General features: G+C 63.2%; 12 protein-coding genes. 3 read left to right on the top strand and 9 right to left on the bottom strand.

The features are described 5' to 3' along the window. Nucleotides 1–127: 127 nt before the first annotated feature. Nucleotides 128–1,312, top strand: coding sequence for an amino acid aminotransferase (locus AC1DYJ_RS30860; protein ID WP_477281598.1), 1,185 nt, complete (start codon nt 128–130; stop codon nt 1,310–1,312). Between the two features lie 83 nt (nt 1,313–1,395). Here AC1DYJ_RS30860 and AC1DYJ_RS30855 read toward each other — a convergent pair whose 3' ends face one another. Further along, nucleotides 1,396–1,611 carry a hypothetical protein gene (locus tag AC1DYJ_RS30855; RefSeq protein ID WP_477281597.1) on the bottom strand — a complete coding sequence of 72 codons (216 nt, stop codon included), beginning with the start codon at nt 1,609–1,611 and terminating at the stop codon, nt 1,396–1,398. Between the two features lie 150 nt (nt 1,612–1,761). On the opposite strand from AC1DYJ_RS30855, the gene AC1DYJ_RS30850 reads away from it, so the two are divergent. Then, nucleotides 1,762–3,249, top strand: a complete 1,488-nt coding sequence (locus AC1DYJ_RS30850) for a winged helix-turn-helix domain-containing tetratricopeptide repeat protein (RefSeq protein WP_477281595.1) — start codon at nt 1,762–1,764, stop codon at nt 3,247–3,249. A 93-nt stretch (nt 3,250–3,342) separates the two neighbouring features. Continuing rightward, nucleotides 3,343–4,167: a nucleoside triphosphate pyrophosphohydrolase gene (gene mazG, locus AC1DYJ_RS30845; protein ID WP_477281761.1), complete on the top strand. Its 825-nt coding sequence runs from the start codon at nt 3,343–3,345 to the stop codon at nt 4,165–4,167. A gap of 6 nt (nt 4,168–4,173) precedes the next feature. Here the strand turns inward: mazG and hflX are convergent, their stop codons facing one another. The 8 genes from hflX to dusB form a co-directional block, all read right to left on the bottom strand. Continuing rightward, nucleotides 4,174–5,565: a GTPase HflX gene (hflX, locus tag AC1DYJ_RS30840; protein WP_477281593.1), complete on the bottom strand. Its 1,392-nt coding sequence runs from the start codon at nt 5,563–5,565 to the stop codon at nt 4,174–4,176. Then, complete coding sequence (gene hfq, locus AC1DYJ_RS30835) at nt 5,566–5,811, bottom strand: RNA chaperone Hfq (protein ID WP_006202172.1); 246 nt, start codon at nt 5,809–5,811, stop codon at nt 5,566–5,568. 145 nt (nt 5,812–5,956) lie between these two features. Further along, the gene (locus AC1DYJ_RS30830) at nt 5,957–6,817 is read right to left on the bottom strand and encodes a D-amino-acid transaminase (protein ID WP_477281591.1); all 861 of its coding nucleotides are present in this window, start codon (nt 6,815–6,817) and stop codon (nt 5,957–5,959) included. Between the two features lie 229 nt (nt 6,818–7,046). Then, complete coding sequence (gene ntrX, locus AC1DYJ_RS30825; protein ID WP_181056899.1) at nt 7,047–8,408, bottom strand: nitrogen assimilation response regulator NtrX; 1,362 nt, start codon at nt 8,406–8,408, stop codon at nt 7,047–7,049. Continuing rightward, nucleotides 8,398–10,686, bottom strand: a complete 2,289-nt coding sequence (locus tag AC1DYJ_RS30820; RefSeq protein ID WP_477281589.1) for a sensor histidine kinase NtrY-like — start codon at nt 10,684–10,686, stop codon at nt 8,398–8,400. Before AC1DYJ_RS30820 ends, ntrX begins: the two co-directional genes overlap by 11 nt. A 143-nt stretch (nt 10,687–10,829) precedes the next feature. Further along, a complete protein-coding gene (ntrC, locus tag AC1DYJ_RS30815) occupies nt 10,830–12,287 on the bottom strand; it encodes a nitrogen regulation protein NR(I) (protein WP_181056897.1) in 1,458 nt (485 codons plus the stop codon). After that, a complete protein-coding gene (locus AC1DYJ_RS30810; protein WP_477281585.1) occupies nt 12,284–13,429 on the bottom strand; it encodes a two-component system sensor histidine kinase NtrB in 1,146 nt (381 codons plus the stop codon). The genes ntrC and AC1DYJ_RS30810 overlap by 4 nt, the downstream gene beginning before the upstream one ends. Further along, nucleotides 13,426–14,454 (bottom strand): tRNA dihydrouridine synthase DusB, encoded by a 1,029-nt coding sequence (gene dusB, locus AC1DYJ_RS30805; protein WP_477281583.1) that lies wholly within the window; start codon nt 14,452–14,454, stop codon nt 13,426–13,428. The genes AC1DYJ_RS30810 and dusB overlap by 4 nt, the downstream gene beginning before the upstream one ends. Nucleotides 14,455–14,512 lie beyond the last annotated feature (58 nt).

Here is a 14,512-nt window from a genome sequence, read left to right as displayed (position 1 = left end):
GGAACGTGTAGGCGAGATTCCGTCGCCGCCGATGGTCCTCGCCAAGCTTTCCGTCTGGTGCACATGAAAGCGCTGGCGAAGCCCGGCCGATTTGCGTATCAATCCGCCGCCACCGGAACCACTCTTCATGTTCGAAACACTGCAGCCTGCTCCCGCCGACAAGATCATCGCCCTGATTGGCCTCTACCGCGCCGATCCGCGACCCGACAAGATCGACCTGGGCGTCGGCGTCTACAAGGACCGCGACGGCAAGACACCGGTCATGCGCGCCCTGCGCGAGGCCGAGAAGCGGCTGCTGCAGGGCCAGGACACCAAGACCTATCTCGGCCTTCCCGGCGATACCGCCTTCAACACGGCGATGGTCAAGCTGGCCTTCGGCCCCACCGCCGACATGACGCGCATTCGCGCGGCGCAAGCGCCGGGGGGCTCCGGCGCGCTGCGGCTGGTGGCGGAGCTGCTTAGCCGGACGCGCCCCGGCGCGACCGTCTGGCTGTCGGACCCGACCTGGCCGAACCACCCACCGGTGATGCGCGGCGCCGGCCTCAAGGTGCGCGACTATCCCTATTTCGACGCGGCGTCCGGCGCGGTGCGCTTCGACGACATGCTGGCGGCGCTGGGAAAAGCCGAGGCCGGCGACATCGTGCTGCTGCATGGCTGCTGCCATAACCCGACCGGCGCCAATCTCGATGCCGCCCAGTGGGCGAAGGTTACCGATCTCGTCGTCGAGCGCGGGCTGCTGCCCTTTGTCGACATTGCCTATCAGGGCTTTGGCGAAGGCCTCGACGCCGATGCCGCCGGTTTGCGCCTGCTGGCCTCCAAGGTGCCGGAAATGGTCGTTGCCTCGAGCTGCTCGAAGAACTTTGCCGTCTACCGTGACCGCGTCGGCGCGGCGATGATCCTGGCCAAGAACAGCGCTGAGGCCGATGTGGCGATGAGCCAGATGCTGGCGGCGGCGCGCGCCATGTATTCCATGCCGCCGGACCATGGTGCGGCCGCGGTACGCATGGTGCTGGAAGATGATGGCCTTCGCGCCGACTGGGAGGCGGAACTCGAGGAGATGCGCCTGCGCATGCTCAAGCTGCGCGTTCTGTTTGCCGATGCGCTGCGCCGGCAATCCAATTCCGACCGCTTCGATTTCGTCGCCAGCCACCGCGGCATGTTTTCAAGGCTTGGCCTCACCGAGGCGCAGGTCGAACGGCTGCGGGCCGAATACGGCGTCTACATGGTCGGCGACAGCCGCATCAACGTCGCCGGCCTGCCCGAAGACGGCATGGACGCTCTCGCCAAGGCGGTTGTCTCGGTGCTCGACTAGAGCAATTCCAGGAAAAGTATGAGCGGTTTTCCGTCCGGAATTGCGAAAAAACAAAGAGAGCAATTCCAGGAAAGTTCCGCCTCTCACCAGGTGGGATCCCGACCCTCAAGGTCGTCGTCCGGGGCGACCTCCGGCTGGCGGCGACTGGCGTAGGGGCCAACATATGCCATTTTGAGCGCATCTCCCACCACGCTGGATATGGCGGCAAGCGATGCGCCGATTTCGAGCCTCGGATAGCTTGGCCGTAGCCGGCTAAGGCTGCGGATTGTGATCGCGGCGGTGGTGGGGATGTCGGTCATGGCGTCCTCCTTGACCATGAGAATGACACCGCTCCCCACTCAGGTCCTTGGCTCGGACCTGAATAGTCCTGACCAGTCCTGAACAGCCCTGAAGTTCGCCTTCAGAACCGTCTTGGGTTATCCTCGCCCCCGAGGGACGGGTTCTGGCAAATGGACTTGGAGTTCGGGAACTACCACCTGAAACGCAGCGAAAGGCTGCTGCTAGGCCCTGATGGGCCGGTGGAGCTTTCGGGGCGATCCTTCGACATCCTCGCCACATTGCTGGGGAGGCCGGACGAGGTGGTCGGCAAGAGCGAACTCTTCGATGCGGCCTGGCCCGGCGTGGTGGTGGAGGAGAACACGCTGCAGGTCCACATTTCGGCGCTGCGAAAACTGCTGCCGGCCGAAATGATCGTAACCGTGCATGGCCGCGGCTATAAATATGCCGGCCCCAAGCCCTTCGCGGCCACGGCCGAGGCTACGGCGCCGTCGAGACCGTCCATCGTCATCCTTCCCTTCGACAATATGAGCGGCGACCCGGAGCAGGACTATTTCAGCGACGGGATTACCGAAGACATCATCGCCGAGCTTGGCAAGTTCAAGGAGTTTCTGGTCATCGCGCGGAACTCCTCCTTCCAGTTCCGCGGCAAGGCGAATGACTTGGCCGAGGTGGCAAAGAAACTTGGCGTGCAGTACGTCGTCGAAGGCAGCGTGCGCAAGATCGGCAACCGGGTGCGTGTCACCGTGCAGTTGATCGACGCTTCTTCAACGGCTCACATCTGGGGCGAGCACTACGACCGCGAACTCGACGACATTTTCGCCATCCAGGACGAAATCACCCAGATGATTGCGGCGCGTCTGGCAAGACAGACCAGAACCGCGATTGCGTCGCGCGCCAGGGCGCGGCCGACGGACAACATGTCGGCCTATGAGTTCTACTTGCGAGCCCTGCAACTGGCGGCAGTCTATGACGCCGCGCACGAAGCGGAACCGTTTCTGCGCCAGGCGGTAAAGCTCGACCCCAGGTTTGCTGCGGCTCACGCCATGCTCAGCGTTGTCGAGACCCTCAAATTCTTCTGGGTCTTCTACGATCCAGCCTATCTGCGTCCCGCGCTGGAAATGGCAAAGACCGCGTTGCAGCTGGACCCCGACGAGGCCTACGGCCATCTCGCCAGCGGCTTTGCTCACTTGTATTTGCGCGAACTCAGGCAGGCTGAAATCACTCTTGACCGTGCAATTGCCCTCAATCCGAACGATCCGTTCATTCTCAGTTTCCGTGCGCTGTTCCTCAACTACACGGACAGGCCGGATGAGGCGCTTGTTGAAATAACCGAAGCCCAGCGCCGCGACCCATACGCTGTGGGATGGTATGACGACTTTCGCGGCATCATCCTGACCACGGCTGGACGATATGCCGAAGCAGTTGCCTGCTACGCGAAAATGGCTGACGTACCGCGGTGGTCACTCGTTCGTCTTGTCGTCTGTCATTTTGAACTCGGCGAAATCAAGCAAGCGCAAGACGTCCTGGCAAAGGTCAAGGCGCACTATCCCGGACTACGCCTTGACGAGATCGTTGACGCGGAAGTGGATTACTACAGGGATGCCGCCGTTTGCACCCGTTATCGCGCGATCCTGGAGCGCGTTGACGGCGAAGGATAAGCTTCATCACGACCCGCCGCCACCTGTGGACAATCTCCCCTCGCCGACCGACGGCATTGGCCGGCAAGCCGTATGCACGATAGCATCCCGGCCATGAAACCTTCGCGCGACATTTCCCGGCTGATCGAAATCATGGCCGCGCTCCGGGCGCCGAAAACCGGCTGTCCCTGGGACATCGAGCAGGATTTCTCGACCATCGCGCCCTACACGATCGAGGAAGCCTATGAGGTGGCCGACGCCATTGCGCGCGGCGACCTCGACGATCTGCGCGACGAGCTTGGCGACCTCCTGCTGCAGGTCGTCTACCACGCGCAGATGGCGCAGGAGACCGGCGATTTCGCCTTCGGCGATGTGGTTGAGGCCATCACCACAAAAATGATCCGCCGTCATCCGCATGTCTTCGGCGACGAAGAGGCACGCAGTGCCGGCATGGCCAAAGGCATGTGGGAAAAGATCAAGGCGCAGGAGAGGGCTGAAAAGCGAAGCGCCCGCCTCGCCCGCGGCCTCGACCCGGAAGACAATGGCAAGGGGTTTCTGGACAGCGTGCCGGTCGCTCTGCCCGCCCTAACCCGGGCGCTGAAACTGCAGGAAAAGGCAGCCCGGGTCGGCTTCGACTGGAGCGAGGCAGTCCCCATCCTCGACAAGATCGAGGAGGAGATCGGCGAGTTGCGCGAGGCGCTGGCCAAGGGAGAAACGGCCGAGATCAAGGACGAATTCGGCGACATGCTGTTTGCCGTCGTCAATCTGGGGCGCCACCTCAAGCTCGACTCGGAAGCAGCACTCAGCGGCACCAACGACAAGTTCCGCTCGCGCTTCCACTATGTCGAGCGCGCAATCGATGCGTCGGGAAGCACGCTGGAAAAGGCCACGCTGGACGAAATGGAAGCGCTCTGGCAGCAGGCCAAAGGCAAGAAATAAGCAGGCTTATGCCTTGTTCTTGCGGTACAATCGGCTTTCGATCTCTTGCCGGGCGGTGTGCGTCGCCTTGAGCGCGATGGTCGTGCTGCCATCTTCGTTGTCGGCGCGCGAAACGATGTCGCCATTGCGGTAGAGCCAGTCGACGAGACCGAACTGCGCCGGCTCGATCGTCACCGTCAGCTCTTCCAGCTCGCCCGACATCCTGGTCTCGATCAGCGCCTTCAGCGCATCGATGCCTTCGCCAGTGATGGCTGAGATGGCGATCGGCGGCGCCTTGTTGGCATCAGTGCCATCGGCCAGCAGACGTTCCCGGTTGCCATCGTCGAGCAGGTCGACCTTGTTCCACACCTCGATGACCCGCTTGGCGTCGCCGGCATCGACGCCGAGATCGGCCAGGATGCGTTCGACGTCCTCGGCCTGCGCGGCGGTGTCGGGATCCGAAATATCGCGCAGATGGATGACCAGGTCCGCCTCGACCACCTCTTCCAGCGTGGCGCGGAAGGCGGCGACCAGATGCGTCGGCAGGTCCGAAATAAAACCGACCGTGTCCGACAGGATGATCGGCGTGCCGTGCGGCAGGCGCACGCGGCGCAGCGTCGGATCGAGCGTGGCAAACAGCATGTCTTCGGCCAGCACGTCCGCCCCGGTCAGCCGGTTGAACAGCGTCGACTTGCCGGCATTGGTGTAGCCGACGATCGCGACCACCGGGAACGGCACCTTCTTGCGCTTGGCGCGGTGCAGGTCGCGGGTGCGGCGCACGGTTTCCAGCTCGTGTTTGAGCTTGATGATCTTTTCCTGCAGCTGCCGCCGGTCCGACTCGATCTGGGTTTCGCCGGGACCGCCGAGGAAGCCGGCGCCGCCGCGCTGGCGTTCAAGGTGGGTCCAGCTGCGCACCAGGCGGCCCTTCTGGTAGTTGAGATGGGCAAGCTCGACCTGCAGCGTGCCTTCCTTGGTCCGTGCGCGTTCGCCAAAGATTTCCAGGATCAGCCCGGTGCGGTCGAGCACCTTGGCGTTGAATTCTTTCTCGAGATTGCGCTGCTGCACCGGCGTCAGCGGATGGTCGACGATGACCACCTCGGCGTGACCCTCTTTGACGATCTCGGCGAACTCCGCGACCTTGCCGCTGCCAAGCAAGGTTGCCGGGCGCGGATCGTTGACGGTCACGACCGCCGTGTGGATCAGATCAAGGTTGATGGCGCGGGCAAGGCCGACCGCTTCGTCGTGGCGCGCGTCGGCCGAACGCGTCAGCCGTGGACGATTTGTTTCGTCATCGTTGCGCTGATGCCGGGTAAGCACCGGCACAATGACAACCGCCCGGGTCGGACCATTGGCTTCCGTCCCGGGGTGATGCGCTGGTTTCCCGCGGACGCTGCGGTCCGCGTCTTTCTCACGTGCCAATCAGGCGCCCTGGCTTTCCTCGCCATCGAACATCTGAACCGGCTGGCTCGGCATGATCGTGGAAATGGCATGCTTGTAGACGAGCTGGGAGTGGCCGTCGCGGCGCAGCAGGACACAGAAATTGTCGAAGGAAGTGACCACGCCGGTCAGCTTGACGCCGTTGATGAGAAAGATGGTGAGTGGATTTTTGCTCTTGCGAACAGAATTCAGGAACAGGTCCTGAAGGTTTTGCGATCGTTCCGCCATTGTTCTTGTCTTTCGCCGATCCCCTTCGGTTTGCAGGCCAATGCGCCAAATTAGCGGGCACATGTCAAGCTTGCAAACACCCCCTTGCCGTCARTAACGACAAGCAGAACGAGATATATTGATGTGCAGTCCGTCTGTGCGGTTATCAGGCTGGACTTTTTTCCGCAACGTCAAAAAAGGCTTGCCGCAATGAAAGTGTTATTGAGCCGGGATGGCCATTGGCGACCGCGGCGCCGTCAATTGCCACCACCGGCATGGCGATTGTCGTTGCCGAACTGATGAAAGCTTCGCGCGCCGCCTTGGCCTCGGCGACGGAAAAACCGCGCTCCTCGATCTTCAATCCGAGCTTGGCCGCCACCTCGAACATGGTGGTGCGGGTGATGCCCCGCAGGATGCCGTGCTCGGCCGGCCGGGTCACCAGAACGCCGTCGCGGGTGACGATCCAGGCATTCGACGAACCGCCTTCCTTGACGTTGCCGTCGGTGTCGACGAACCAGGCTTCCTGGGCGCCGGCCTCCTTGGCTTTCTGCTTGGCCAGCACGTTGGGAAGCAGGCCGGTGCTTTTGATGTCGACCCGGTCCCAGCGGTTTTCCGGTACGGTGATGACCTTGATGCCGGTCTCGGCCCGCTTTGCGGCCGCCGCCGGGTCGGCTTTTCTGGCCGTGATGACCAGCGACGACAGCGTGTCGGCCGGGAAAACGAAGTCGCGGCTGGCAACACCGCGCGTCACCTGGACATAGACCAGGCCGTTGACGACCTGGTTACGGCGCACGACCTCTCGCAAGAGAAGCGGCAACACGCCCTTGGTAACCGGCCAGTCGATCGAGAGCTCGGTGAGCGAACGGTTCAGCCGGGCAAGGTGGCGCGGCATGTCGACGATGAAGCCTTGCGCCACCTCGCAGACCTCGTAGACGCCGTCGGCGAACTGATAGCCGCGATCCTCAATATGCACGGCAGCGTCGGCATGAGCGACATAGCGCCCGTTCACATAGGCAGTGCGCGGCATTCAGCAATCCCTCAGAAAAGTCCTTGTTTTTCTATGCGATTCCGCCGTCGCCGTAACCGGCAATTGTATGGGCCACGACGGCCGCCCCGGTGTGTTGAGATTCAGGTCAGGCCTAGCCGAGAATGGTGGCTTCCGAGAACCGGAGCGGAGCGTACTTAAGGTACGTGAGCACCGGAAGCGCAGGAAGCCGCCTTTCGCAGGCCGGCCTCACCTGAATATCAGCACGCCGTCAGACCCCCAGCGACTTCAGCTTGCGGTGCAGCGCGGATCGCTCCATGCCGATGAATTCCGCCGTCTTCGAGATGTTGCCGCCGAAGCGGTTGATCTGGGCGATCAGATAGTCCTTCTCGAACTGTTCGCGGGCTTCGCGCAGCGGCAGCGCCATGATGTGCTGGTCCGACTGGTTCGGTGTGCGCGGCATGACATCGCCGATCTCGGACGGCAACAGATCGGCGGTGATGGGTGCATCGACATCGTCGCCGCGCGCCAGGATCATTAGCCGTTCGACGTTGTTGCGCAGCTGGCGGACATTGCCCGGCCAGTTATGCGCTTGCAGCACGGCAAGCGCATCGTCGCCGATGCGGCGCGGCTTGATGCCGGCCTGACGCGCGATCTGCTTCATGAAATTGTCGACGAGGTAGGGAATGTCCTCGCGCCGCTCGGCCAGGCCCGGCACCATGACCGGAACCACCGCCAGCCGGTGATAGAGGTCCTCGCGGAATCGGCCGTCGGCGATCATTGCTTCCAGGTTTTGCGAGGTCGAGGAAATGATGCGGACATCGACCTTGACCCGCTTGGTGCCGCCGACGCGTTCGAACTGCTGCTCGACCAGCACGCGCAGGATCTTGTTTTGCGTCTCGCGCGGCATGTCGGCCACTTCGTCGATGTAGAGAATGCCGCGATGCGCCTCCTCCAGCGCACCCACCTTGCGCTCGGTGCCGTTGGATTCGGTGCCGAACAGCTCGATCTCCATGCGTTCGGGCGTGATGTTGGCCGCACTCAGCGTCACGAACGGCGCGCCCTTGCGCGTCGACAGCGTGTGGATAGCGCGCGCGGCGAGCTCCTTGCCTGAACCGGACGGACCGATGATCATGACGCGGCTGTTGGTCGGCGCGACGCGCTCGATGGTCTGGCGCAACTGGCTCATCGCCGACGACATGCCGATCAGGTCGAAGGTCTCGCCGCTGCGCTGCTTGAGGTCGGAGACCTCGCGCCGCAATTTCGACGTCTCCAGCGCCCGCTCGGCAATCAGGATCAGCCGGTCGGCCTTGAACGGCTTCTCGATGAAATCATAGGCGCCGCGGCGGATGGCCGACACCGCCGTCTCGATGTTGCCGTGGCCCGAGATCATCACCACCGGCAGGCTCGGGTGCATCGTCTTGATCTCGTCGAGCAGCGCCAGCCCGTCCAGGCGCGAGCCCTGCAGCCAGATGTCGAGGAAAATCAGCCGCGGCGCACGGTCGGCGATTGCCGCCAGCGCACTGTCGGCATCGAATGCCGTACGGGTTTCATGCCCTTCGTCGCTCAATATGCCCGCGACGAGTTCACGGATGTCTTCCTCGTCATCGACGATGAGAATATCAGACGCCATTACCGACCTTTTCAGTTTCTCTTTCGAGTCCAGTTTCGCCTTGACCGCGTGGCGGCGCGGCTGCGGCAGCGGGTGGCAGGATGATAGAGATCATCGCGCCGCGTCCACCGTGGAAGTCCGCGGGCGCATCGTGCAGTTCGAGCCGCCCGCCATGGTCCTCCACGATCTTCTTGACGATGGCGAGGCCGAGCCCGGTGCCCTTCTCGCGCGTCGTCATATAGGGCTCGAGCAGCCTTTGGCGATTCTCGCGCGGCAAGCCTTTGCCATTGTCGATGACGTCGATTCTGATCGCGCCATTCTGCCGGCCAGCTTGAATCCGGATTATGCCGTGCGAACCGTCCTTTTGTTCCAGTCCGTCAATCGCTTCGGCGGCGTTTTTGATGACGTTGCCGAAAGCTTGCGCCATCAGGCGGCTGTCGAACGTGCCCTTCAGCGGCTCGTTGCCAAAGACGCGTTCGAAAGCGATGTCGGCACGGCTGACCTCCACCAGGAACGAGGCCTCGCGCAACGATTCGCGCAGATCGATCGACTTCATCTCGGGCTTCGGCATGCGGGCGAAAGCAGAGAATTCGTCGACCATGCGGCCGATGTCCTCGACCTGTCGGATGATGGTGTCGGTGCATTGATCGAAAATCTCGCGGTCCTCGGTGATGACCTTGCCGAAACGGCGTTTGATGCGCTCGGCCGAAAGCTGGATTGGCGTCAACGGGTTCTTGATTTCATGCGCGATGCGCCGCGCCACATCCGCCCAGGCCGAGGAGCGCTGGGCCTGGACCAGATCGGTGATGTCGTCGACCGTCACCACGTAGGATTTCTCGTCCTCGCCGTCGTCGCCGGCCTCGATGGTGATCTGCACGTTGAAGGTGCGCTCGGCGCCCGTGCGATAGAAGGTGACCTGCTCGCGATAGACCGGCTTGCCGGATTTGCGGCCGATCTCGAAGACGCGGCCGACATGCGGCAGCACGGCCGACAGGTTCTGCCCGAGCGCTGCCGTCGCCGATATGGCCAGCATCGTTTCGGCCGACTTGTTGACGATGGTGACGATGCCGTAGGGGTCGACGCCGATGACGCCGGCGGTGACGCCGGCCAGCACCGCTTCCGAGAAACGCCGCCGCTCGTCGATCAAATCCTTGGCCGACAGGATCTCGTTGCGCTGCGATTTCAGCTCAAGCAGCATCTTGTTGAACGTATCGCCAAGCGACGCGACATCACCGTCGGAAGGCCGCACCGGCACGGCGACATCGAGATTGCCGGTCGCAACCTCGTCGGCCGCGCCGATAAGCTGGCGAATGGGCCGCACCAGACGGTCGGCCACCGCTATGCCGGTCCAGATGGCCGACAGGATGATGATCAGCGTCAGCGACAGATAGGGTAGAGCGAACGCCACCTGCGACGTCCGCCTGTTGTCTTCCAGGCCGCGATATTCCGCGGTGTTGGACTGAACGATCTGCCGCGCCTTGATCACCTCGGGATCGACGAGGCGGATGGTGTAGAGGTAGAGGCCTTCGATCTCCCGCAATTTGACGATGGCGCCCATGATGTTGCGCGTCTTCGGCTCGATCAGCACCGGTTTGCCGCCGGCCGCCTCCGCCACGGCCCCTTCCGGCGGCTCCGGCATGGCGAAATTCGTATCGGTCTTGGCGCTCATGACGAAGGAGCCATCCGGCTTGATCAGCGCCGCATGCGCGAGGGTCCTGCCCACGGCTTCCTTGTTCATCAGGTCGAGAAAGCCGGTTCGATCGAGGCCGTAAAGCGTGCGTGAAGCATCGAGATCGTAGGCCATCGACAGCGTCGTGCCCTGAAGATTGCGAGCATTTTCCTGCACATAGGCATCGGCGATCGACAGCGACGAGTTGACGATCGTCTTGGTGCGGATTTCGAACCAGCGGTCGAGGCCGATATCGAGCGTGATCGAGGCGATGATGGCCACCATGATGGCGGGGATGGCGGCGACCAGCGCAAACATCGCCACGATGCGCACATGCAGCCGCGATGCCGCCTTGCCGTGCCGGCGCGCCATGACGATGCGGTGCACTTCGCGGCCGACCAGGGCGATCAGCGACAGCACGAACACGGCGTTGACCGCAATCAGCGTCAGCGTCGTGTTTGCGTCCGGCGTGATCGGAGTCGCGCCGACGAGGATCGCAAATGAGATTGCCGCCGTAACCAAGGCACCAGCAATTGCGACGACACCGGGCAACGCAAGCAGACGGCGTCCATCCCTTCCGCCGGGTCTGCTGAAAAGCGGTTCGTTTGATGTAAGAGCCTGCGAAGCCATGTCGCCGTCTAAGAGCCAGTGATTGCGTCGGATGTATGCAACGCATTGTGGCGATTATGCAACAAGTGTGGCCGCGAGGGAAACTTTCGGCCGCCGATCCCCTGAAAAGGGGATGACCACGCGTCACTTCGAGTGCTACGCGCTCACGATCTCGACGATTTGTAGACGTTGACGCCCAATTCGCGAATCTTCTTGCGCAGCGTGTTGCGGTTCAAGCCCAGCAATTCGGCCGCCTTGATCTGGTTGCCGCGTGTTGCCGTCATGGAAGCCAGCACCAGCGGATATTCGACCTCGGACAGGATGCGCTGATAGAGGCCGGCCGGCGGCAATTCGCCGGCGAAAGAGGCGAAATAGCGCTGCAGGAAGTGCTCCACCGCCTGGCCGATGGACAGATCGTCCGGGATTAGGTTACCGCCGCCGGGAACGACCGGCCTTTCGCCGGTCTTGAGCTCGGCTTCGATGATCTCGGCGGATATTTCGTCCTGCGAGTAGAGCGCGGCAAGCCGCCGCACCAGGTTTTCCAGTTCGCGCACATTGCCCGGCCAGGGATAGCGCTTCATCAATTCGATGCCGCCGGTCGAAATGCGCTTGGTCTGCAGGCCTTCGCTGGCGCCGATCTTGAAGAAATGTCGCACCAGATCGGGAATGTCCTCCGACCTCTCACGCAAGCCCGGCAGCCGCAACGGCACGACGTTGAGGCGATAGAACAGATCCTCGCGGAAAAGCCCCTGGTTGATCAGCGTGCGCAGATCCTTGTTGGTGGCAGCGACGATGCGCACATCGGTCTTGATCGGCGTGCGCCCGCCGACCGTGGTGTATTCGCCCTGCTGCAGCACGCGCAGCAGCCGCGTCTGCGCTTCCATCGGCATGTCGCCGATCTCGTCGAGGAACAGCGTGCCACCCTCGGCCTGCTCGAAGCGGCCGGTGGAGCGGTTCTGCGCCCCGGTGAAGGCGCCCTTCTCATGGCCGAACAGTTCCGATTCGATGAGGTCGCGCGGGATCGCCGCCATGTTGATGGCGACGAACGGACCGCCGCGGCGGCGGCCATATTCATGCAGCGCGCGTGCCACCAGTTCCTTGCCTGTGCCGGATTCGCCCGAGATCATCACCGTCAGATCGGTCTGCATCATGCGCGCCAGCATGCGGTAGATGTCCTGCATGGCCGCCGAGCGGCCAACCAGCGGCATCGCGTCCGGCTGCTCCTCCGGCCGGGTGTCGATCTTCGGCCGACGCGGCTCGGACAGCGCGCGGTTGACGATGCTGAGCAGCTCGGTCAGGTCGAACGGCTTCGGCAGATACTCGTAAGCGCCTGTTTCGGAAGCACGAATCGCCGTCATGAAGGTGTTTTGCGCGCTCATCACGATGACCGGCAGTTCCGGCCGCGCCTTCTTGATGCGCGGTAGCATGTCGAAGGCGTTTTCATCCGGCATGACCACGTCGGTGATCACCAGATCGCCCTCGCCGGCCGCCACCCAGCGCCACAGCGTCGAGGCGTTGGACGTCACGCGCACCTCATGGCCGACGCGCGACAGCGCCTGGTTGAGCACGGTGCGGATGGCCGCATCGTCGTCGGCGACGAGAATATTGCCGCGAACCGTCATTTGCGGTCTCCTTCGCCTTCATCATCGGCAATGTCGATCGGTACTTCCTTCCAGGCCGGCATCAGGATGCGGAAGGTGGTGCCGCGCGGCGTCGAATCGCATTCGATGATGCCGCCATGCTCGCCGACGATTTTCGCCACCAGCGCCAGGCCGAGCCCCGAGCCGTTCGGCTTGGTGGTGATGAACGGATCGAACAGGATCGGCAGGATGTCTTCCGAAACGCCCGACCCATTGTCGCGGACGCAGAACTCCAGCGGCAGCGAGACGCGGTCCTGCGTTCCCGGCACGGAAACGCGAATGCCCGGCCTGAATGCCGTCGACAGCACGATCTCGCCCTGCGGATCGCCGCCGATCGCCTCGGCGGCATTCTTGACCAGGTTGAGGAACACCTGGATCAGCTGGTCGCGGTTGGCGAAAACCGGAGGCAATGATGGATCATAGTCCTCCAATATCCTGATTCTCTTGGCAAAACCGTTCTTGGCGATCGCCTTGACGTGATCCAGCACGACATGGATGTTGACGGGGTAGCGGTCGATCGGCCGCTCGTCCGAAAACACCTCCATGCGGTCGACCAGCGACACGATGCGGTCGGTCTCGTCGGTGATCAGCCGGGTCAGCGCACGATCCTCGTCGGAAGCCGACAGTTCGAGCAGCTGTGCTGCGCCGCGTATGCCCGACAGCGGGTTCTTGATTTCATGCGCCAGCATGGCGGCAAGGCCGGTGACCGAACGCGCGGCACCCCTATGCGTCATCTGCCGGTCGATCTTGTCGGCCATCGAGCGTTCATGGAACATCACCACGACCGAGCCTGGGAATTCCGGCACCGGCGCGACGTAGAGATCGACGACCTTCTCGATGCCGAGACGGGGCGACGACACGTCGACACGGTACTCGTTGACCGGCGCGCGGCGCTCGCGCACCTGATCGACCAGCTGTAACAGCGGGCTGCCGAACGGGATGAGCTTGGACAGCGTGTTGCGCGCCAGCATGTTCGCGCTGGAGCGGAAAAAATCTTCCGCATCGGCATTGGCGTAGGTGATGAACCCGTCGGGATCGACCATGATCACCGGGCGGCGGATGGTGTTGAGCACGATACTGGCGGCATCCGCCATGTCGGCGCCGGGTGCGACAGAGGCGTTCATGCTGCGCTCCGCAAGGGTGCGGCGTCGCCTTCGCCGGAAAATACCTCGCGCAGCAGGGCAATGACGCGGGCGGGCTCGTAGGAGGTGAGGATGGCTTTGCGCCGGTCGTCAGCGACGCCGGCGGCGTGGCGGTCGAGATACCAGCCGAGATGCTTGCGCGCCTGGCGCAGGCCGCTTTCGACGCCGTAAAGCGCCAGCATGTCCTCGTAATGGGTGGCAATATAGTCGGCCATGGCTTGCGGGCTGTCCGGCACGCCGGAGGGCGCGTCGCCCGCAGCTGTCGCCGCGATGCGGCCCGCCGTCCACGGCGCGCCGTAATGCGCGCGGCCGATCATCACCGCATCGGCGCCCGACTGTTCGAGAATTTCGGCAGCCTCCGCCGGCGAGCCGACATCGCCATTGGCGACGACCGGGATGGAAACGGCGTCCTTGATCCGGGCGATCGCGCCCCAGTCGGCCTTGCCTTGATAGAACTGGCAGCGTGTGCGGCCGTGCACCGTCACCATTTTGACACCGGCCTCTTCGGCGCGGCGCGCCAGAGCCGGCGCGTTCAGCGCATTCTCATCCCAGCCGAGCCGCATCTTGACCGTGACCGGCACCTGGACCGCGCCGACCACCGCCTCGATCAGCGACAGCGCGTGGTCGAGATCGCGCATCAGTGCGGAGCCGGCATAGCCGCCGGTCACCTTCTTGGCCGGGCAGCCCATATTGATGTCGATAATGTCGGCGCCCTCGCCGGCAGCGATGCGCGCGCCCTCGGCCATGTGTCCGGCCTCGCGGCCGGCAAGCTGGACCATATGGACAGGCAGGCCGGAATGACGGATGCGCAGGTCGCAGCCGGCCCTGCCCTTGGCAAGCTCGCCGCTCGCCACCATTTCCGACACGACCAGGCCCGCGCCATGCGCGTAGGCGCGCTGCCGGAACGGCTCGTCCGTTATTCCCGACATCGGCGCGAGGAAGACGCGGTTGCGGATCGTCACGCCGCCGACATCGAGCGGCAGAGCCAATTTTGTCACTTCAGGCATGCACAAAAACCAAGCATATCGGATTGCTGCACATTCTCTAGCCATAAGAAAGGCATTG

The sequence above is a fragment of the Mesorhizobium sp. P2_B11 genome (assembly GCF_056404855.1).
Note: the sequence above shows the minus strand (reverse complement) of the source record. Positions and strands in the feature narration are given on the sequence as shown.